We start from the raw sequence: 20,122 nt of genomic DNA, 5'->3' as shown, positions 1-20,122 counted from the left end.
ACTCATAAGGGAGGTTGACTCAATCATCTGCCGGATCGTGGTTCCAACACTTTCCGGCTTTTTATTAAGCACCTTATCTGCTCTTAGTTAGGTTGGTATCTTTTTTTTCATTTTCGGTTTGGTTATTAGGTTTATAAAAAAGTTGATTGAAGAGCCGTTTGTGATTACTTACTTATTACTTACGATTATTGTTTTTCCCTCGATTCTAAAATTTACTTTAGTATACCTAAGAATATCCAAAGCCTCCGAAGCCTTCAGACTTCTGTCAATACCACCAGTGAACTTCCGCTGAGGTATTGCATCCTCATATTTAATCTCAACATCATACCAACGACCAAGCTGTCTTAATACGGTTTCCAAATCAGTATTAAGGAATCTGAATTTTCCATCCTTCCAGGCTGCCGCATCGCTGTTCCCCTGGGAAACAATCAGCTCACCACTTTTATCCAAATCCGCCTGTTCCCCGGGTTTAAGCGTTTTTACGTTGTTAATTCTAATGGATCCCTCAAGTAAGGTCGTGACAATTGCCGGTTCATCTTTATAACTATTTATATTGAAATGCGTTCCAAGCACCCTTACCTCCTGACGATCCGTCCTAACTATAAAAGGATGATTTTTTTCCTTAGCCACTTCAAAATAAGCTTCGCCAGTTAACTCAACAGTTCTGTCTTTAAGATTAGCAAAAGATGCCGGGTATTTAATCGAAGAGGCCGAATTTAGCCATACATTTGTACCATCAGGTAACTGAACCTTATAAGTCTGGCCTCTGGTTGTCGATAATACATTGGGACTAACTTTTTCATCACTTATCATTTTCCCGTCCTGATAAACAAGCTGACCATCCACTGTTTTAGAGATAATCGAACCAGACTCGTTTGCCAACTGTCCATTCTTTACATTGGACAGCATAATTTTCCTGCCATCTGCAAGTGTTAATGTGGCTGTATTTTTTCCCGGAGAAGCATCATTGGCTTGGTTTGTAACAACGCTCTGCTCAACTGCTTTATCATTATAAAATAAAAGACCTAAACCAACTACAGTAATTATAGCCACAGCTGCAGCTATACCAGGCCAAAGTTTAATCCGCTTCGGTGTATTTATAAATTGTTTTTCAGCTAAAATTGAATTCAGGACTTCTGCTTTTATTCGCGCATCTATGTTAACCGGTTCAACTTGGTTTTCATAAGCATCAGAAATTAACTCCTGAATATCTACCGCATAAAATGGATCTTGTACATAATCGAAAAATTCGATCCGCTCCTCATCTGTATTGATTTGAGAAAGATACCCGTTAAAAAGTTCAGATAGTCGCTTATTATTATGATCCATTGTTCCAATAATTAGTAAAATCTTAAAGTTAAATTAACCTTGATTTATAATAGTGACGAACAACTCAACCTATCGGGTAGTGGTTTTTGAAAATTATTTTAAAAAACACATCATAAGAAACGGAAAAGCAACTGCATTTCGTTTAAAATGACCCCGTATAACACTAAGAGCCAACTTCATATGATAATGAACAGTTGCAGAAGAAATATTTAATTCTTTCGCAGCCTCATCATATTTTAGTCCTTCCTGATGGCAAAGCACATAAACTCTTTTTTGCTGATCAGGTAAAAGCTCAATAGCCTCTTCCAGAATTTTTAGCGTTTCATTATAATCAAGGGTTTGCTCGGTATTTGAATCTAATTCAGTAGAAGAAAGTCCTATTTCATGACTAGCTCTTTCATGGGTAGCTAATTTTCTCAATATATCAAAGGAATGATTACGAACCAATCTATTCACAAAGCCACCGAAATTTTCAATATTTACTAAGTTATTTCTATCGAACCAAATCTTCATGAAAATATCCTGAGCAACTTCCTTTCCTAATTCTTCTGAACGCGTCAGTTTCCTGCTAAAAGAAAAGACATAATCGTAATAGTAATTAAAGACTACAGTAAAAGCCTCTTGATTCCCTTCAGCAATGCTGAGCAATAATTCAGTTTCATTTTTAAGGGGTTTAATAGCCATTTTTAATTTACACCTATACTTTAAATTTACGCTTTTATAGCCACAATAATATGTAATAAATTCGATAATGCTTTTAATCTTTACTTATTACAATGTATAAGCAAGATCTATTTTTTTAAACAGAAAAAGTAACATTCCTAATTTATTTACCACCTTTTTCACATCAAAAAGTAAATGTGATATGCTATCGTGATAGTGTTTTTGCCATCTTTTGTTTGTTTATAGATTTCTTTGCAGGCGGGGAACTGCACATGCTTTCTTTTTTCTTCCGTTTTTCCATTCTAGCGGCCTTTTTTGTTTTAATCTTCTGCAATTCATTTTTCAACAGTTCATTCACGTCCCTTTTAATTTTCAAATAATTCTCCCGCACATCCTCAGCAGTAACCTGTTGAATAAACGGAAGCGGCCTGTAGCCCTCTTCCTCCCTTTTAATAGCATCGTGATCATTTTGAATCTCTGCATGGAACATCTTTTGCCTGATCTTTACATCTGGGCTATCCGCCACAATACCCACAAATTCACCAGAGGAAAGCGTAGCGATCTTAGAGGCCGGGATCGCATAGTCCATCTGCGTAGATTTAGAAATAGAGGTATCGCTGCTATTGATGCTCATGCTCTGCCTGTCCTGCATGATCTTCCCAAAAGTCTCCGAAAACTTCCTGCCACTATCACCGCTCACCTGCCCAGAAATGATATTCGCGCAAATTCCTAAAATGATTTCCGCCTGTTCCGCACCATACTCCTTTTTTACCTGCTCAATGCTCTGAATGGATATACCAATTAAAATGACCCCCGTTCGCCACTGCAAACTGTCCCCTCAGAGTTGAGGTTTGAAAAGAACAAAAAGTTGTTGTGCAGATCGGCTCCTTGAACGGATATTTTTTGTCCGGTTTAACAACTGTTATTTCTACAAAAATACATTTTCCGGATTAGTTTTTTTTCTCCTTAGTGATTCTCCAAACAATTCGACCCTTAATGAGTGGTGAACTATGCGGTCAAGCACCGCGTCAGCGACTGTTTTTTCACCAATAATGTCGTACCATTCTTTTACCGGGATCTGAGAAGTAATCACCGTAGAACGCTTCTGGTGCCTGTCTTCAATGATATCAAGCAATGCAAGCCTGGACTGAGGATCGAAGGGCTGCAGGCCGAAGTCATCGAGTATAAGCATATCCAGGCGTTCTATGCGCTTCAATTCTGCTAGCATGGTCCCTTTTGCTTTGGCCAGCTTTAGCTGGCCCATTAGTTTAGCCGTATTCACGTACATTACTTTGTAACCATTCTGGCAGGCATGGTAACCCAAAGCAGTTGCCAGATAACTTTTACCGGTTCCAGTGGAACCAGTAATAAACACATCTTTGTGTTCTTTGATAAACTCTAGTCCTGCAAGCCTGTGGACCTGGTTCTTATCCAGACCACGTTCAAAAGAGTAGTCTATTTGTTCTAAAGAGGCATTGTAACGGAAGCTTGCACCTCTAATGGCCCTTTGTACAGAGCGGTTCCGCCGGTCGTCCCATTCGTTGGCCACCAGCAATGCGACAAACTGGTCTGCGGTAAGGGATTCTTTCACTGAAGTCTCCAGATTGGTTTTGAAGGCATCATACATGCCGTACAGGCGAAGCTGACGCATCTTCTCTAATGTTTCGTTGTTCATGCTTTTTATGGGTTTATAGCTTACTGATAATATTCTTTGCCTCTGATGTTATCATGTGAAGGAATGGCCGCCGGTTCATCTTCAGGTGTTAGCTGGTCCAGTTGTTTTCTAAGAATCTCTTCAATGACCGGATAGTTATACTGGCCCAGGTTTTCTGCCCAGCGGCAGGCATTCGCCAAGCGCTCTGGTCCGACACGTCTGGCAAAGCTCAGGATACCAGAACACGACTTATAAGCCTGCTCAGGATAGGCTTTACGTTCCAGGACCTGAGAAATGTATTTGGCAACATCCTCGTGGATCTGCTCAGCCTCCTGGATAAACTTTTCCGGTGTCCATTCAGTCAGGAAGCGGTGCTGTGAGGCCAGGTGTTCTTTATCGGTAGTGTAATGATACTTGGTCCGGCTGCGTTTATGGGCCGCAATCTGCGTGTAGTGGTAATAGATCTGGACCATACCGGAGGTATAAAGTACTTTTACTTTCTTACCGATATAGGTTTAAGGAACGCTGTAATAGTGAATATCCTCACCCAAACGCACATATCCGTTCTTCATCACTGTTACCATGACTTGTCTGTGAACCTCGTAGCGAATCGGGTTGAGCGGTCCCAAAGCTTCCCGTTCCACCTCCTCGAACTGTTCCCTTCGCGAATAACTCCGTCCTGAAAAAGGCTTGTTGTTGTGGATCTCCAATGCAGACCGTATTGCAGCGTTCAGCGATTCCAGATCACTGAACCTGCGGCCTTCCAGCCGCTGGTAGATGCTCCGGTAGATCAGTTTAACAGCTCCTTCCACTAAAGACTTGTCACGGGGCTTATATGCTCTGGCAGGAACCACCGTAACCGCATAATGCTCAGCAAAGGCCGCAAACTCATCATTGAGCACTGCTTCGTATTTGCTTCCCTTGGTCACTGCTGAACGCAGGTTATCGGGAACAATGGCTGCTGGGACACCTCCGAAATAGTGCAGCGCATTCTCACAGGCCTTGATCAGGTCTTCTTTGCGCTGACTTTCTACCGCCTCCACATACGTAAGCTGGCTGCAGCCCAATATCGCTACAAATACCTCCGCATCACGCTCTGGACCTGAGGCAGGATGAAGCTGCAGCTTACTTCCGGCGAAGTCGATATAGATCTTGTCACCTGCCTTATGATCAAGATGCATGACCGGCTTAGAAAGCTGAAGATAAGTATGAATGGCATTGTTAAAACGGGACCGGCCATACCCCTGGGGGTGTTTGGATAAGTAATCCAGATGAAGTAATTCACGGGTTACACCCTTCTTTTTAAGTCTTTTACAGTAATCAGGAAGCAATAACTCCAACTCCTGCATGCGCGGGCTGTTGATCGTTTTAGCAGCAGGGGTGTTAAAAAGAACAGATAGCTCACTATCGCTCCTGGAATTGAATTCTTCGTGGGTAATACCCAGCTCATGCCATATGCGTAAATACTTTTTGATGGTGGTACGGGAAGTGCCCACCATCCCGTTGATGGTCTTTGTGCCGGTTCCCTGGCAATAAAGGCGGATAATCTGTCGTAGTTTATTCATTTTGATCGGGTTATTGGACATCGTAATCAAGGGGTTTTGTTCAGCAAAAAATCTAAACAAAAACCTCGTCCTGGTAAACCGATCGGCAAACTACTTTATGTTCTTTTCAGGGGGTCAATTGGCCTGGCGAAGGGGGATCACTTTCGTTTGGCGGAAGGGGATCACTTTGCTCTGGCAGAGGGGGTCAGTTTCATCTGGCGAAGGGGGGGCACTTTGGAGTGTTTTATCCAGCTGCCATATCTAACATTTTAGGTTATGGCAGCAAAATTTGAAAAACTATGATTGTTAAATTGGTGCCTAGTTGGGTAGTACCCAAAGATAATTCTACCCCTTCAAACAGTATAGCAAAGCTGTAGAAGAATTATGAGTACTTTACTGATAACAGAATGAAAGGTTAACTAAACGAACTTCGGTTTCATTAATTTTTATAAAACAATTACCAGAAAATGTGACTGCCACTCTTTTTTTCAGCGAGCATATTCTCGTCTTTAAAGCCCATTCCTTTTCTATATTGCTCATCAAAAATATTCGCCAAATCTGGGGTTAGAACTATAACTTCAGCTTGCTCTATATCCTTATCACTAAGTCTCCCTTGCAAAAATGCGCCCCCCACTTGTAGTTCATCTGAACAAATTAGTTTCCCATGTAGATTCTCCCTTAATAATAAAAAGTCTACAAATGATAACTTAGACTTTCCTTTGGCTTTGAAAGTTAACAAAAGAACTTCCAAATCATCAAGTTTTACTGCCCATGGAAAAACATCATCCTCTTCAATTTCCAAGAGTGTTGAAAGATCATTTTGAATCTGCCCAAAAGAGTGTAGGTTCACAATGATTGAAAAATAGTTATTTTCATACTTTGTTGTGTCTATTTCCTTGGTCACATTTCCATTTTTATCTTCCATCTTTAATGGTACTTGATCAATAAATTGCTGTTGCACACGTTTTGCTTGTTTATAACCATACCCTATACATGCATCAAAGTCTTGTTTGATTCTAACAAATGCCCGATTAGGATCTCTAAACGGCTCATTAAGTTTATATCCTTTGGCTTCAATTATGAAGGCATATTTTTTCCATAGGAAAAGGATATCTTGCTCGTTACCATCAATGTAAAAACTAGTATATACCTCAAAGTCATCATTAAAGAAGACTTTAAATAGTTCTACTATTCTATTTTCAAGTAATTTACCCTTTCTAGTAACAAGTTTGTTCAAGCTTTCTTTACCCACCGAACAAATGCTTTCGAAAAAACGTTCTATTGCATGGATAACTTGTTTTACTTCAAAAACCTGAAACATATTCTCCCTAATTTGAATGATGGGTTTATCATACAGCGGATTGCCCGGTTTTGTTGAAGTATAATATAAAAAGTCCGATTCCACTCTTTGGCAACTTAGGATGTTTAATATCGTTTTTACACTCTCCAAGGATAAGGTATTTGTAACTAATTCTTCTGGCAAGAATCTTTGTATAATTCCATGATCAGACATAAATGTAAATAATGGAGCATTCTTTTCGCCCATTTCTCTTATGAAGTCAGGAACACCTTCCGCAACCCCAGCAGAAAGTTTAGTATATGATTTCCAATTTTCGCGTGGAACGCCACCTTTATTCGAAACACTCTGAAAATTACTCTGATTTAGAGCATCAATTTTTTTGTAAAATTGAATAAAATCCTCCGTCTTTAGTCCTGTTTTTTGTTGAATGATTTCATCTAATGGAGTATAAAGATCATTGATCCAATTAATTATTTGTTCCTCGTAATTTAGCGGTCCCTGATTAAAATAAGATAAAAATGATGGCATGGCTACCATTCTGATGCGTTGCCATTCTTCGTCAATATGTTCATCTTCCTTTGGAGAAAAGACCAGTTCATACTCTTTTTCAATCTCATTTAATAAACGTACGATTTCTTTCCACTTTTCTGGAGAATATTGGAAATCATTGCCGTTTGCTGGGTCAGCCGAAATCAGGAGTCCTCCAAGGTAGTATAATTGTCTTAATGGAGAGGATAATTCACCCAATTGATCCTTTGCTCGATCGTCAGAAATATTTTTCATAAGACCTGACAAATCGCCCAAAAACCACTCTGTGTCATATGAAGAGATCAGGTTTTTTAGTTCTTTAGATTTTTGTTCTAAACTCATTTGATTGCGTTAATAAATATAAATAATTCTAAATATACTTAAAACCGCAATTCACTTCAGTAGGTTAAATTTAATTTTTGTCTTAAGGTCTTCATATCATTAAAAACCTTTTTCTTTTTAACCTTTGAGTAGATCTGAGTCGTCCGTATACTCGCATGACCGAGCATGTGTGAAACGCTTTCCATTGGCACCCCATTTTCCAATGTAACAGTTGTGGCAAAAGTATGCCTAGCCAAGTGAAAAGTAACTATTTTAGTAACATTTGCCGCCCTTGCAATTATTTTTAGATAGCGGTTTACGGTTTGATTTGAAAAGGATGGAAAAACTGCTCCGTTTTCTTTGGCAAACTGGCTATTTGTATATCGTTCAATAATTTCCAGAGCCTCAGGTAGTAATAGTACATGAAACTTATGTTGCGAAAAGTTTCTATTCTTCTGCCTTATCATTTCTATCCAATATTCCCCCGCACTATCTTTAACCAGATGATTTTTAGTCAAACTTATTAAATCACAATACGCCAACCCGGTTAAACAACAAAACATAAAAAGATCACGAACGATTAATTGACCACTTTTTAACCCATCAACTGCTCTGATGCGATTCAATTCTTCAATTTCGAGACAGTCACGATCTTTATGTATTATTTTCCGTTCAAAATGAAGGAAAGGCTGATTCATAGTCCATCCGTTTTTCAAAGCGACTCCAAATACCTTCTTAAAGCGTTCCATGTGTTTCATAAGTGTGTTATTTCCACAAGGCTTCTGCCCCTTATCCGGCACACGGTTAAGCATATATATACCAAAATCGGTTATGAACTTATTATCAATCTTATCCAGGTAAATATCCTTCACATTCTTTTTTCTTATCAAGAACTCTTGTAAAAAACGCTCAGTCGAAAAGTAATTCTTTAATGTACCTGGTTCTATTAATGATGCGAGTTCAGTATTATGATAGTTCATCAAAAAGATTAATGAACATTGATCGTTATCCCTACCGTCCGTTCTTGCTTTTATGGATTCAGCATTCACACCTTTATTTTCATGCCTTAGATCATTGTAGGCATTGTTGAGATCGTTAATTAAAAGGCGCATCTTTTCCCTTATCATTACTTCCTCCATTCCATTACCTGAAAGCATTTGTTTTCCCTGATTCCAGGCTGAGGTATCTACCCGTTGTTTAGTGGAAATGTCCGTAAATGTCCCATCCACGGTAATCCTAGCGAATAGTGGGGCTTTCCCGTTTTTAGCTTTGTCCTTTTTTAAGAAAAAAGAAACGCTGAAGGTGTGTGTGCTTTTCATGCTTTAAACTGTTTTAAACCCATTTATGCCCTTTTATGCCCTCTTTAGTTTTTTTGTTAAAATGAGTAGCAAAATTTGATGGCCAAACAGGTGGTGAAATAAAAAATTCAAGCAGTGACTTTTACATTTTCTATCAGGACAATGATACAAGAAAAAAAGAGGGTGTAGAATAGGGCATAAAAACCTTGATATTCTTTACTTTTCTTTGATTTGATAAAAACGAAAAAACCCTCTAAACTGTGAAATTTAGAGGGTTTTTGATAGAATTTGATTTCTATAATGTCGGGGTGGCAGGATTCGAACCTACGACCTCCTGCTCCCAAAGCAGGCGCGATACCGGGCTACGCTACACCCCGAACTGGTATCTTCTTTTTTACTGGTCAATATAAAATTACTCTTCCGAATAATTTGGTCGGGGTGGCAGGATTCGAACCTACGACCTCCTGCTCCCAAAGCAGGCGCGATACCGGGCTACGCTACACCCCGAACTGGTATCTTCTTTTTTTAACTGGTCATTATAAAACTACTCTTCCAAGTAATTTGTGTCGGGGTGGCAGGATTCGAACCTACGACCTCCTGCTCCCAAAGCAGGCGCGATACCGGGCTACGCTACACCCCGAACTGGTATCTTCTTTTCCCTTTTTCGAAGGGCTGCAAAGGAACGATATTAAAACTACATATCCTATTCTGCAAATCATTATTTCAGCGGAGAGGGCGGGATTCGAACCCGCGGTACCGTTGCCAGTACGACAGTTTAGCAAACTGTTCCTTTCGGCCACTCAGGCACCTCTCCTTTTCAATTCTTTTCCGAAAAACGCTCCTGTTTTTCGGGATTGCAAATATAGCAACTTCATTCATTGATCCAAAAAAAATTTACACATTTTGTAAGTAATCTATACGCACATGATAGATGCTCATAAGCATCGTCTTGAAGATCAGCTTTATAGTTTCTAAATCTTTTAAAGTAATATCGCAGTTATCTAATTGATTTTGTTCTAATTTATAGTTAATGATCCGTTCGACGATGTCATTTATGCTTTGAGCGTCCGGATTTTTCAGGCTTCTTGAGGCCGCTTCCACCGAATCTGCGAGCATTAAAACACCAGTTTCCTTAGAAAAAGGGATCGGACCAGGGTATCGGAAGATGTTTTCATCCACAAATTTCTCCGGAGAATTCTTTAAAAAACTCTGATAAAAATAATCGACCCTGGTATTTCCATGGTGTGTTCTGATAAAATCGATCACACTTTCCGGCAATTGGTGCCTGCGCGTAATCTCGATACCCTTGTGCACATGTTTAATAATGATCTGGGCACTTTGTTCATACGGCAGCTTATCATGCGGGCTAAGGGCTGTATTTTGATTCTCTATAAAATACTGAGGGTTCTCAATCTTACCGATGTCATGATATAGGGCACCTGCTCTTACCAATAGCGAATTCCCTCCTATTTTAAAGATCGCAGCTTCAGCAAGGTTGGCGACCTGTAAAGAATGCTGAAAAGTACCCGGAGCTTTAAAAGCAAGCTCCCTTAGTAATTTGTTATTCGTATTGGTGAGCTCAATCAAAGCCACATCAGAAGTGATCCCAAACATCCTTTCAAAAGCATAGATCAAAGGATAAGCCAGCAGGGACAACAACACACTGATGAGGAAAGGAACAAAGTTAATCCATTCGATCTGGTCGAATGATCCTTCCCTTAACAACCCGATGCCCACAAAGGAAACGAAGTACGCGGATAAGATGAATAAAGCCGACAACAGCAGTTGTTCTCTTTTGATCAGGTTCCTGATGCTATAAATTGCCACCATTCCGGAAGTAATCTGATAGAATACAAATTCAAAACTGTTGGGCACAAAGAAGCCGGCAATCAGGATCACCAGCAAATGCAGGTAAAGCGCCAGCCTGGTATCAAATAAGATCCTGATGATGATCGGAACGATACAAAACGGAATATAATAAATGCTTGGCAGGTTTAATTTAATCGCCCAGGTCAGACAAAGCAACATGGTGGTGATCACGAGCAGCAACAAAGACAATTGTCTGTTGTCTGCAAAGATGTCTTTCCTGAACAGCTTCAAAAAGAACATGAGTAAACTCACAATAAAACCAACGAGTAGTATTTGTCCGAAATAAACGAGCTTGCTATCCCCTATGGTCTTGGTTTGCGCTTCGTATGCTTCTTTAAAGGAAAGCAGCTTCTGATAGATCTCATCATCCACCACATTATCCTTGGCAATGATCAGCTCCCCTTTCTGCACCATCCCCCTGGTAGTAGAAAGGCTGCTCACGGTATTGTTCTGTACAATGGTGGTTAATTTCTCATCAAAAGTGATATTGGGGGTCAAATGGTCTTCTACGAGATTAAGGATCATTTCTTTAACTTTCAGATTGATCGAATTGTAGTTCTTATCAAAATACTCCAGCGCAGACTGAACGGTAAACACATCCTGGGTACTTAAATTCCTGCTGATGTTATTGGTCATCAATGCAAAATCATAATACTTGTTTCCTTTTTGATGTTTGGCATTCATCGCGATGATGCCCCGGGTATAAATCGCTTCGAGTAATTTAAAGGAGGAACTCTTGTAACCTGCCTTTTCAGTTTCAGGAAAAGCATTCGTTTTCCATTTCACATCAAACTCATTCAGATAGGCTTCCTCTACTGAATTGATCTGATCTTTATTCATCTTATAGATTGGAAGCACATTATTCAATGCATCCTTCTTATCCGTCGTTACCTGTGGGGTGGTTTTTAAAATAGCAAAGCTGAAAGGAGAAACTAAATCCTTATTTTTCCAGATCTCTCCCTTTTCAAATTCATATCTGAACCGGGGCTGTTTGGGTAAAAACACAGTTATGATCAATACGGAAAGCACCATCATCACGTATTTGATGTTTGATGAATACTTACGGTAAAGCACCCTATGGGAATTCTTTTTAATTTTAGCCAAGATAGATATAGATTGATTTCATTCAAAAATAATACAATTTTTCTTCAAATCCTGTTTTGGAAGAGGTAATCATGCGAAAGGATGGGATTTACCTTGTTTATCTGCATAATTATACTTTACTTTATGATATCAAATCAATATCATTATGTATCAGGAAAAAATCATCACTCCGCCATCTGGCTATTTAACCTTTGTATTATTCCTAGCCTTATTAGCTGGTGGAATTTTCGCATTGGCCGTTGAACAATTTGCTGTTGGGGCAGTCGCTCTTGCCTTGAATTTCATCCTGGTACTGCCGGGACTGATCATCAACAACCCTAATGAATCCAAAGTCCTCACCCTTTTCGGGAAGTATGTAGGCACCGTAAAAACTGACGGCTTTTTCTGGGTGAATCCCTTAACCGTTAAAAAGAAGGTTTCCCTTAAAGCAAGAAACCTGAACGGCCATCAGATCAAAGTAAATGACAAATTGGGGAATCCAATCGAAATTGCCGCTGTAGTGGTATGGCAGGTTCAGGAAACCGCAAAAGCAATGTTTGCAGTCGAAGATTACCACCAATACGTAAACATACAAAGTGAAGCCGCAGTAAGGCACCTGGCCAATATCTTTCCTTACGACAATTTTGAGGATGAAGAAGCCACAATTACACTAAAAGATGGTGCCGAGAAAGTAAGCTCCCTCCTGGAGGCAGAATTGAGTGAAAGATTATCCAGAGCAGGAATAGAAGTAGTGGAGGCCCGGATCTCCCACCTTGCCTATGCTCAGGAAATTGCCAGTGCGATGTTACAACGCCAGCAGGCAACCGCAGTAATCGCTGCCCGCAAGCTGATTGTTGAAGGCGCCGTAGGTATGGTAGAGATGGCGCTGGAAAGACTTTCAGAGAAAAACATCGTGGAACTGGATGAGGAACGCAAAGCCGCAATGGTGAGCAACCTGCTGGTGGTCCTTTGTGGCGACCGCAATGTACAACCGGTAGTCAATACAGGAACGTTATATAACTAAAGATCACAAGGAGTACAAAAAAGATATGTCTGAGAAAGATAAAAAGGCTTTTGTGCTGAGAATCAACCCCGCCCTGCTCAAAGAGATTGAGAATTGGGCCGGGGATGAGTTTAGAAGCACCAACGGACAGATAGAATACCTGTTAAATGAAGCATTGAAATCGAAAAGAAAACGACGGATAAACAAAAATGATACAGAGGCATAACGTTAAAAATAACCGACTTTAACCAGCAGATGCCAGTAATTACTTAACTTTGCTTTTAACCAAAATTAAAAGACATCAATGAGAGAAGTAGTTATAGTATCAGCCGTTAGAACCCCAATAGGAAGTTTTGGTGGTGCATTAGCGGGTTTTTCAGCTACCCAACTGGGTGGTTTAGCGATTAAAGCGGCTGTAGAAAAAGCAGGTATCAAGCCTGCTGACGTTCAGGAAGTTTATATGGGCAATGTATTGTCCGCTAATATTGGTCAGGCCCCAGCTACACAGGCCGCAAAGTTTGCCGGATTACCGGACGTTCCTTCCACAACAATCAATAAAGTTTGTGCTTCAGGAACGAAAGCCATCATGCTTGCCGCACAAAGTATTGCCCTTGGTCAAAACGACATCATCGTGGCCGGAGGTATGGAAAGCATGAGCAATGTCCCTTATTATTTAGATAAAGCAAGAAACGGATATCGTTTAGGCCATGGTCAGATTACCGACGGATTGGTAAAAGACGGTCTCTGGGATGTATACAATGATTACCACATGGGTTCTGCTGCAGAGCTATGTGCTGCTGACTGTGCAATTACCCGTGAAGAACAGGATGAATTCGCGATCAGCTCTTACAAAAAATCACAGGCGGCACAAACTGAAGGTAAATTCGACTCAGAAATTATCGCAGTAGAAGTGAAAGACCGCAAGGGCGATGTGACCCTGATCGCTAAAGATGAAGAACCTTTTGCAGTGAAGTTTGATAAGATCCCTGGATTAAAACCAGTTTTCAAGAAAGACGGAACAGTAACCGCAGCAAATGCCTCTACTTTAAATGATGGCGCTGCTGCATTGGTCCTGATGAGCGCTGATAAAGCAAAAGAACTTGGATTAAAGCCATTGGCAAAAATTCTTTCTTATGCAGATGCACAACAGGCACCGGAATGGTTTACTACCGCTCCTGCAAAAGCAATTCCACTGGCGCTTAAAAATGCCGGCAAAAGCATTGCTGATGTTGATTATTTTGAGATCAATGAAGCTTTCTCTGTCGTTTCTTTAGCGAACAATAAATTATTGGAACTGGATGGCAATAAAGTGAATGTAAATGGCGGTGCTGTTTCTCTTGGTCATCCGCTGGGTGCTTCAGGTGCAAGAATCGTCGTTACTTTGCTGGCTGTACTGGCTCAAAATAACGGAAGTATCGGCGTAGCCGGAATCTGTAATGGCGGTGGTGGTGCCAGCGCAATCGTTATCGAAAAATTAAACTAAATGGTAAAGGCTTCAAAACCTTTCCTGTTGATCATCTTATGCTGCGCAATGACTACGGTCTATGCGCAGCATAGTTTTAAGCTGACCAATATCCCGGGAATGACGAGGTATCAGGATTCGCTGATCAACTTCAGTGAAGGGGTTCAAAATGCCCCGGACAACGCCACACGCTTTGCGCTAAATGCCCAGTTCATTAAGACACTGGTGAACTCTCTAAAAACGCCATCCTCCTTCAGCTACCCTTTCGATTCTTTAAAAAGAATTTCTATTCTTGAGTCGCCGGATAAAAACTTTCGCATCTTTTCCTGGTACCTGCCCTTAGATGATGGCTCTTACCGTTATTTTGGAGCGATACAAATGGCCACAAAGGATGGTAAGTTAAAACTATACCCGCTTATTGACGGGACAGACAACCTGAAGGACACGAATGCCCAGACGGGCAATAAAAACTGGTATGGTGCAAACTATTATGAAATGGTCCCAATCACCGCCAATGGCAAAACGTCTTGTTATGCCCTGATCGGATGGAAAGGCAACAATACCAAGACGTCAAAAAAACTGATCGAAGTACTTTCTTTTGAAAAGGGAGAACCCATCTTTGGAAAAGCGATTTTCGATCAAAAGCAAAACCCGGGAAAAAACAGAATCATCTTTGAATACAATAAATTGAATTCAATGACGCTGACAATGGAAAAAAGCATGAACATGATCGTATTTGATCATCTTGCTCCTTTTAATCCGGAAATGACAGGAAATTTTGAATTTTATGCATCCGATCTCAGCTTTGATGCGTATAAACTTACAGGAGGAAGGCTAAAACTCGTTGAGAATGTGGAACTAAAGAATACGCCCAATGATAAGGACGAGTTCTATATAGACCCAAAAAACAAAAAGATACAACCTATTAAGAAGCTTTAAACAACGATTATGGAGTTTTAATCTACGCTAAAAATTTGTGAGTTTGAGTCCGTGTGCCTATCTTGCGCGATGGTTTATTTCAAGAACACACAAAAATCCTCCCGAAACACTCCTTACCACCATATTTATCAATAAGAACTAACTGAACCTTTCTATAAATTATTACACAAAAAAACCAACACATGAATGCACAAAATTTGGACTCTCCAAATAACTTTTTTGAGAGTAAAGTACTAGGACATCCGGCGGGGCTGTTTGTTCTATTCTTTACGGAGATGTGGGAAAGATTTTCCTACTATGGGATGCGGGCATTACTCGTGCTTTTCCTGACCTCTTCTATCATCGGCGACAATCCGGGATGGGGATGGCCAAGAGCTCACGCACTGGCAATCTACGGTTCTTATACCGGTCTGGCTTACCTTACCCCTATCTTAGGCGGTTATATTGCCGACAGAATCATTGGCTACCGCTGGGCGGTTGTTGTGGGTGCCTTACTCATGACCCTGGGTCACTTATCCATGGCGATTGAAATTGACCATGTTTTCATGTATTTAGGCCTTTGTCTATTGGTACTTGGTAACGGTTTCTTCAAACCAAACATGACTTCGATCATCGCTCAGATGTATAAACAACACCCCGAGAAAAAGGATGGTGCTTATACGATTTTCTATATGGGTGTAAATTCAGGTGCGTTCTTAGGAATGTTATTGTGCGGATACATCGGAGAAAGCAAAGACTGGGGATGGGCGTATGGCTTCGGATTAGCGGGTATCTTTATGTTTATAGGAATGCTTCAGTTCTATTTCACTCAAAACATTTTCGGTAATATCGGTCTGAAACCAGTTCAAAACAAAGAAGAAGAGGTTTCTGATAACCTGGAAGAATCTACAAGAAATCCATTTTCTAAGTTCGACTTGTTATTGATCGGTCTGATCTCTGTCATCGGCTTATCCTGGATCATCAATGATCCGGTTTCCAAAATCACGAGCATGAACCTGTTCAATTTCAAAATTGGCAATATGGAAGGTAGCAATGTCATGATCATGGTTGCTTTAGTGCTTTTCCTCTTTATCCTGGTTAAAAGGATCTCTCAATACACACCTGTATTGCGCGATAAGATGATTGCCGTAATCGTTCTTGCCTTCATCACCATTTTCTTCTGGGCTTCCTTTGAGCAGGCTGGTGGATCGATGACGATCTTTGCAAAGGATTATACACAACGCTTATTAACGGGTGATTCCAAAGTGATTTTCAATATTGTGAATACGCTGATCACCGTTGTTCCATTAGTCATCATCTCTTACGTTCTGCTGAAACTGTTCGCTAAAACTTTCGGTAAATATTCTATAGGTAACATCATTTTAGCTTGCGGATTCCTCATCATCTGGGTGATCGTAATTTACATGCTTAAAAACCAATATAGTGAGGTAAAATCTGAAGTTCCTGCCACCTGGTTCGGAATCTTAAACTCTTTATTCATCATCAGCTGTGCACCACTGGTATCCAAAATCTGGGAAAGTAAATACAACCCATCCGCAACGTTTAAAAATGGTTTCGGAATGATCTTATTAGGGATCGGTTTTGCGGCATTGGCTTATGGCGCAAGCACAATCCCTCAGGGAGCGGCTGTAGCTTCTGTAAGTATGGTCTGGCTGGTACTGGCTTATTTCTTCCATACCATGGGTGAATTGTTCATCTCTCCGGTAGGTTTATCTTATGTAAGTAAACTGGTTCCGGGCAGAATGATCGCCATCATGTTTGGAATCTGGTACCTTGCGATTGCAATCGGTAATAAGATTGCTGGTACAATGGGTGGTATGATCGATGAGATCACGTCTAAATACTCGATGACGACCTTCTTCCTGATCTTCACGTTCATTCCAATCGGACTGGGGCTGTTCATCATGATGCTGACTCCTGTTCTGAAAAAATTAATGCACGGTGTAAAATAAACGAAATGAAGCCTTTGGATCTCTCCAAAGGCTTTTTTTGCTCAACAGATAAAATAAATTAAGATATGGCAGAAAATCTTACGCTCGAACAAATACAGAATTTTAAAGGCAAGTACCCCCGGCAACTTTGGTACCTGTTCTTCTCCGAAATGTGGGAACGCTTCTGCTTCTACGGAATGCGGGGAATGCTCACCTTTTTCATGGTCAGTCAGTTGAGCATGACGGATGAAAATGCCAATTTACAATACGGTGCAACACAAGCTTTCGTTTACGCATTTACCTTTATAGGTGGTCTGTTCGCAGATAAAATCCTTGGTTTTAGAAAGTCCCTTTTCTGGGGCGGTATCTTAATGATTGTCGGAAGTGCTATCCTTGCCTACGATCCACATCAGTTCTTCTTTCTTGGAATCAGCTTTACGGTAGTCGGAACAGGTTTCTTTAAACCGAATATCTCGACAATGGTAGGTGCGTTGTACAAAGGAAATGATGTTCGTCGTGACGCAGGCTTTTCCCTGTTCTATGCAGGGATTAATATCGGAGGCCTGTTAGGCGGATATGCTTGTATCTACCTCGGAAAAGAATATTCATGGCACCTGGCATTCGGCCTGGCGGGAATCGTAATGACGATCAGTTTACTGACGTTCATCTTTACTAAAAACAGCCTTGGCCCTATCGGATTATCGCCTTTCAAAAATGAGGAGATAGAAGAGACTTTTGCCGATGGCCTTGACCCAAAAAGCCCTTCAGCAGCAGTAACCATCAAGAGTAAAGCAACGGGGAAGAAATGGTACGACTACGCGGTTTACGCAGGCTCACTGGCAATCATCCCGGTCATCATGATTATGGTAGCTAAAACACAGTATACAGACTGGTTTATGTATACCATTGGTCCGGCCACCTTAATTTATCTCATCTATGAGATGACTAAATATTCCTGGGCGGAAAACAAAAAGCTGATTGCGGCCATTATTTTCATTTTGTTCGCCATCATTTTCTGGGGAATCTATGAACAAAGCGGAGGCTCGATGTCTCTGTTTGCGGCAAGAAACCTGGACAATAAACTGCTTGGTGTACTCACACTGGATCCAAACGGAGTTAACAATTCTGCAAACTCTTTCTTTGTGATCATTTTCGCTTTCATTTTCAGTCTGGTATGGATTGGACTGGCAAAGAAAAAGATCGAACCAAACACGGTAGTGAAATTCGGTATGGGCTTCTTATTCTTAGCGGGAGGGTTCTTTATCTTGTACAGCACGAGATTTTTTGCAAATGCGCAAGGTATTACTTCTTTAGACGCCTTTACTTTGTCGTACCTGGTGATTACCTTCGGTGAACTTTGCCTCTCTCCTATCGGCTTATCGATCATGACAAAGTTATCTCCAGTGAAACTTCAGGGGGTAATGATGGGAATGTGGTTTCTTGCAGCTGCCTATGGCCAGTATGTAGCCGGTATTATTGGCGCAAATATGGCTAAAGGTGGTCAAAATGATACGACCATACAAAAACTGGCGACCTTTACAGATGGTTATAAACAGCTTGCTGTTTATGCGCTAATTGCCGGAGTCCTGCTGATTGTCATCTCTCCTTTGGTGAAAAAACTAATGCAAGATGTCAAATAACAGGCTTTTATAGCTTTTAACATAATTTAACCCTCAGTATATCGCATATACTGAGGGTTTTTTCGTTTAGAATCCATAATTTCGCTAATTAATTTATTTTACGTGTCAGACAGTCTAATTATAATCCCCACTTACAACGAGAAAGAAAATATTGAAAAGATCATCAGGAAGGTTTTTTCCTTACCTTATTTCTTTGAAATATTAATCATTGATGATGGATCCCCTGATGGAACAGCTGACATTGTTAAAAAATTACAACAGGAATATCCGGCGCTGCACCTGGAAGAACGAACAGGAAAACTAGGATTAGGCACGGCTTACATCCATGGTTTCAGATGGGCATTGTCTTATGCTAAATATGAGTATATTTTTGAAATGGATGCCGATTTCTCCCACAATCCGGACGACCTGGTCAGACTTCGTGAAGCTTGTGTAAATGGTGCAGATCTGGCGATCGGTTCGCGTTATGTAAATGGCGTAAATGTAGTCAACTGGCCAATGAACAGGGTGCTGATGTCGTACTTTGCCTCGATGTATGTGAGAATGATTACCAGAATTGATATACAGGATGCGACAGCAGGTTTTAAATGTTACCGTAAACAGGTATTGGCAACGATTCCTTTAGATAAAATCAAGTTTGTAGGTTATGCGTTTCAGATTGAAATGAAGTTCACGGCAATCAAATATGGCTTTAAAGTAGTAGAGGTTCCAATTATCTTTACGGACCGTACTGAAGGAACTTCTAAAATGAGCACCAGGATCTTCAGAGAGGCTTTTGTGGGCGTAATTCAAATGAAGGTCTGGAGCTGGTTCAGGAAGTATAACAGGTAAACATTATTGCTCAGGTAAGCACTACTGCTTTGGAGGCTTACCGTCCCGCATCATGGTGCCGAAATCCCAGTTCTTTGCCATTGCAGAGACAATTTTCACGATTCTTTTTGTTCTTGTAGGTTCTGTTTTTGCAGAGTTTAGCCAGTTGATGTACCAGTTTTGATGGGATTTAGGGAGCTTTAAAAACCTTTTTAACAGCTCGGGCTCGTCGTCGGATAAACACAGTTCAAGGTCTTCTGGCATTTCTATTTTGAAGGTGGTATCCTCTTCGAGGGAAACATCAAGCACAGCACCTTTTTCTTTTTTTAGCTTTTTGCGTATAGTGGCGTTTAAGGAGATGATAAAATCGCCCTCTCCCATTGGGATAAGCGAAAGTCCTTCAAAAGGGATCTGGTCTAGTGTGCCTTTGACCCTATAGCTCTTTTTACAGTTTTCCTTGATTTCATTGGCGAGAGCGGAAGGGATAAAGATATAGGTCCAGCCTGTTTTTTCACCCATTTCTGCGAAACGCTCTATTTCTGCTTTGAAAGTAATCATAATAATAAAGGTAAAAAATTGTTCGCTATCTCTTAAAAAAAGAGGTGTTTTGTTCTGGCTGGAACCTTTGCCTGAAGGGGCAAAATTCCTAGGCCATCACATAAACACCTCTTTTTTTATAATCCTGCTCCACTGGAGAGGGGGGCTAAAGCAGGGTGTGTTAAGCAGGATTTATTAAGCAGAGTTTGTT

17 protein-coding genes and 4 tRNA genes are annotated in these 20,122 nt (G+C 40.6%); 7 read left to right on the top strand and 14 right to left on the bottom strand.

All coding sequences use genetic code 11. The features are described from left to right. Nucleotides 1-168: 168 nt before the first annotated feature. The 13 genes from BLQ87_RS06985 to BLQ87_RS06925 all read right to left on the bottom strand — a co-directional run bounded on the left by BLQ87_RS06985 (nt 169) and on the right by BLQ87_RS06925 (nt 11,610). A complete protein-coding gene (locus tag BLQ87_RS06985) occupies nt 169-1,329 on the bottom strand; it encodes a FecR family protein (RefSeq protein WP_074605405.1) in 1,161 nt (386 codons plus the stop codon). A gap of 93 nt (nt 1,330-1,422) precedes the next feature. Beyond that, complete coding sequence (locus BLQ87_RS06980; protein ID WP_074605404.1) at nt 1,423-2,013, bottom strand: RNA polymerase sigma factor; 591 nt, start codon at nt 2,011-2,013, stop codon at nt 1,423-1,425. A gap of 184 nt (nt 2,014-2,197) precedes the next feature. Further along, nucleotides 2,198-2,821 (bottom strand): TraM recognition domain-containing protein, encoded by a 624-nt coding sequence (locus BLQ87_RS06975; protein WP_074605403.1) that lies wholly within the window; start codon nt 2,819-2,821, stop codon nt 2,198-2,200. A gap of 99 nt (nt 2,822-2,920) precedes the next feature. Then, nucleotides 2,921-3,667: an IS21-like element helper ATPase IstB gene (gene istB / locus BLQ87_RS06970; RefSeq protein ID WP_074605402.1), complete on the bottom strand. Its 747-nt coding sequence runs from the start codon at nt 3,665-3,667 to the stop codon at nt 2,921-2,923. Nucleotides 3,668-3,687: 20 nt separating this feature from the next. Beyond that, entirely contained in the window at nt 3,688-4,119 is a 432-nt protein-coding gene (locus tag BLQ87_RS34035) for a hypothetical protein (protein ID WP_245723806.1), read from the bottom strand. A 42-nt stretch (nt 4,120-4,161) separates the two neighbouring features. After that, nucleotides 4,162-5,211 carry an IS21 family transposase gene (gene istA / locus BLQ87_RS06965; RefSeq protein ID WP_245723805.1) on the bottom strand — a complete coding sequence of 350 codons (1,050 nt, stop codon included), beginning with the start codon at nt 5,209-5,211 and terminating at the stop codon, nt 4,162-4,164. Between the two features lie 436 nt (nt 5,212-5,647). After that, complete coding sequence (locus BLQ87_RS06955; protein ID WP_074605400.1) at nt 5,648-7,360, bottom strand: hypothetical protein; 1,713 nt, start codon at nt 7,358-7,360, stop codon at nt 5,648-5,650. Between the two features lie 56 nt (nt 7,361-7,416). Then, nucleotides 7,417-8,658, bottom strand: coding sequence for a site-specific integrase (locus BLQ87_RS06950; protein WP_074605399.1), 1,242 nt, complete (start codon nt 8,656-8,658; stop codon nt 7,417-7,419). Nucleotides 8,659-8,940: 282 nt separating this feature from the next. Continuing rightward, nucleotides 8,941-9,014, bottom strand: a tRNA-Pro gene (locus tag BLQ87_RS06945). A 53-nt stretch (nt 9,015-9,067) separates the two neighbouring features. Further along, nucleotides 9,068-9,144 (bottom strand) — tRNA-Pro (locus tag BLQ87_RS06940). Nucleotides 9,145-9,203: 59 nt separating this feature from the next. After that, nucleotides 9,204-9,277 (bottom strand) — tRNA-Pro (locus tag BLQ87_RS06935). A gap of 87 nt (nt 9,278-9,364) precedes the next feature. Beyond that, nucleotides 9,365-9,451: transfer RNA gene (locus BLQ87_RS06930), tRNA-Ser, on the bottom strand. A gap of 80 nt (nt 9,452-9,531) precedes the next feature. Beyond that, nucleotides 9,532-11,610, bottom strand: coding sequence for an HD family phosphohydrolase (locus BLQ87_RS06925; RefSeq protein WP_074605398.1), 2,079 nt, complete (start codon nt 11,608-11,610; stop codon nt 9,532-9,534). Between the two features lie 145 nt (nt 11,611-11,755). Between BLQ87_RS06925 and BLQ87_RS06920 the strand changes: the two genes are divergently transcribed. From BLQ87_RS06920 to BLQ87_RS06890, 7 genes are all read left to right on the top strand, one after another. After that, complete coding sequence (locus BLQ87_RS06920; protein ID WP_074605397.1) at nt 11,756-12,613, top strand: SPFH domain-containing protein; 858 nt, start codon at nt 11,756-11,758, stop codon at nt 12,611-12,613. Nucleotides 12,614-12,638: 25 nt separating this feature from the next. Beyond that, complete coding sequence (locus BLQ87_RS06915) at nt 12,639-12,818, top strand: type II toxin-antitoxin system antitoxin (RefSeq protein WP_074605396.1); 180 nt, start codon at nt 12,639-12,641, stop codon at nt 12,816-12,818. A 78-nt stretch (nt 12,819-12,896) separates the two neighbouring features. Beyond that, on the top strand, nt 12,897-14,075 hold the full coding sequence (locus BLQ87_RS06910) for an acetyl-CoA C-acyltransferase (protein ID WP_074605395.1): 1,179 nt from the start codon (nt 12,897-12,899) through the stop codon (nt 14,073-14,075). Then, nucleotides 14,076-14,993 carry a hypothetical protein gene (locus BLQ87_RS06905; RefSeq protein ID WP_074605394.1) on the top strand — a complete coding sequence of 306 codons (918 nt, stop codon included), beginning with the start codon at nt 14,076-14,078 and terminating at the stop codon, nt 14,991-14,993. A gap of 182 nt (nt 14,994-15,175) precedes the next feature. Next, nucleotides 15,176-16,945, top strand: coding sequence for a peptide MFS transporter (locus tag BLQ87_RS06900; protein WP_074605393.1), 1,770 nt, complete (start codon nt 15,176-15,178; stop codon nt 16,943-16,945). Nucleotides 16,946-17,010: 65 nt separating this feature from the next. After that, entirely contained in the window at nt 17,011-18,564 is a 1,554-nt protein-coding gene (locus BLQ87_RS06895) for a peptide MFS transporter (protein WP_074605392.1), read from the top strand. 102 nt (nt 18,565-18,666) lie between these two features. Then, nucleotides 18,667-19,395 carry a polyprenol monophosphomannose synthase gene (locus BLQ87_RS06890; RefSeq protein ID WP_074605391.1) on the top strand — a complete coding sequence of 243 codons (729 nt, stop codon included), beginning with the start codon at nt 18,667-18,669 and terminating at the stop codon, nt 19,393-19,395. A 21-nt stretch (nt 19,396-19,416) separates the two neighbouring features. Here the strand turns inward: BLQ87_RS06890 and BLQ87_RS06885 are convergent, their stop codons facing one another. After that, on the bottom strand, nt 19,417-19,932 hold the full coding sequence (locus tag BLQ87_RS06885) for a YdeI/OmpD-associated family protein (RefSeq protein WP_074605390.1): 516 nt from the start codon (nt 19,930-19,932) through the stop codon (nt 19,417-19,419). Between the last annotated feature and the right edge of the window lie 190 nt (nt 19,933-20,122).

The sequence above is a fragment of the Pedobacter steynii genome (assembly GCF_900103665.1).
Lineage (GTDB): Bacteria > Bacteroidota > Bacteroidia > Sphingobacteriales > Sphingobacteriaceae > Pedobacter > Pedobacter steynii.
This window is presented reverse-complemented; position numbering and strand designations above follow the sequence as displayed.

What these genes read in the sequence shown, in the direction of transcription:
- BLQ87_RS06985 (WP_074605405.1), bottom strand. Translation starts at nt 1,329, where the DNA reads ATGGATCATAATAATAAGCGACTATCTGAACTTTTTAACGGGTATCTT.
- BLQ87_RS06980 (WP_074605404.1), bottom strand. Translation starts at nt 2,013, where the DNA reads ATGGCTATTAAACCCCTTAAAAATGAAACTGAATTATTGCTCAGCATT.
- istB (WP_074605402.1), bottom strand. Translation starts at nt 3,667, where the DNA reads ATGAACAACGAAACATTAGAGAAGATGCGTCAGCTTCGCCTGTACGGC.
- BLQ87_RS34035 (WP_245723806.1), bottom strand. Translation starts at nt 4,119, where the DNA reads ATGGTCCAGATCTATTACCACTACACGCAGATTGCGGCCCATAAACGC.
- istA (WP_245723805.1), bottom strand. Translation starts at nt 5,211, where the DNA reads ATGAATAAACTACGACAGATTATCCGCCTTTATTGCCAGGGAACCGGC.
- BLQ87_RS06955 (WP_074605400.1), bottom strand. Translation starts at nt 7,360, where the DNA reads ATGAGTTTAGAACAAAAATCTAAAGAACTAAAAAACCTGATCTCTTCA.
- BLQ87_RS06950 (WP_074605399.1), bottom strand. Translation starts at nt 8,658, where the DNA reads ATGAAAAGCACACACACCTTCAGCGTTTCTTTTTTCTTAAAAAAGGAC.
- BLQ87_RS06920 (WP_074605397.1), top strand. Translation starts at nt 11,756, where the DNA reads ATGTATCAGGAAAAAATCATCACTCCGCCATCTGGCTATTTAACCTTT.
- BLQ87_RS06915 (WP_074605396.1), top strand. Translation starts at nt 12,639, where the DNA reads ATGTCTGAGAAAGATAAAAAGGCTTTTGTGCTGAGAATCAACCCCGCC.
- BLQ87_RS06910 (WP_074605395.1), top strand. Translation starts at nt 12,897, where the DNA reads ATGAGAGAAGTAGTTATAGTATCAGCCGTTAGAACCCCAATAGGAAGT.
- BLQ87_RS06905 (WP_074605394.1), top strand. Translation starts at nt 14,076, where the DNA reads ATGGTAAAGGCTTCAAAACCTTTCCTGTTGATCATCTTATGCTGCGCA.
- BLQ87_RS06900 (WP_074605393.1), top strand. Translation starts at nt 15,176, where the DNA reads ATGAATGCACAAAATTTGGACTCTCCAAATAACTTTTTTGAGAGTAAA.
- BLQ87_RS06895 (WP_074605392.1), top strand. Translation starts at nt 17,011, where the DNA reads ATGGCAGAAAATCTTACGCTCGAACAAATACAGAATTTTAAAGGCAAG.
- BLQ87_RS06885 (WP_074605390.1), bottom strand. Translation starts at nt 19,932, where the DNA reads ATGATTACTTTCAAAGCAGAAATAGAGCGTTTCGCAGAAATGGGTGAA.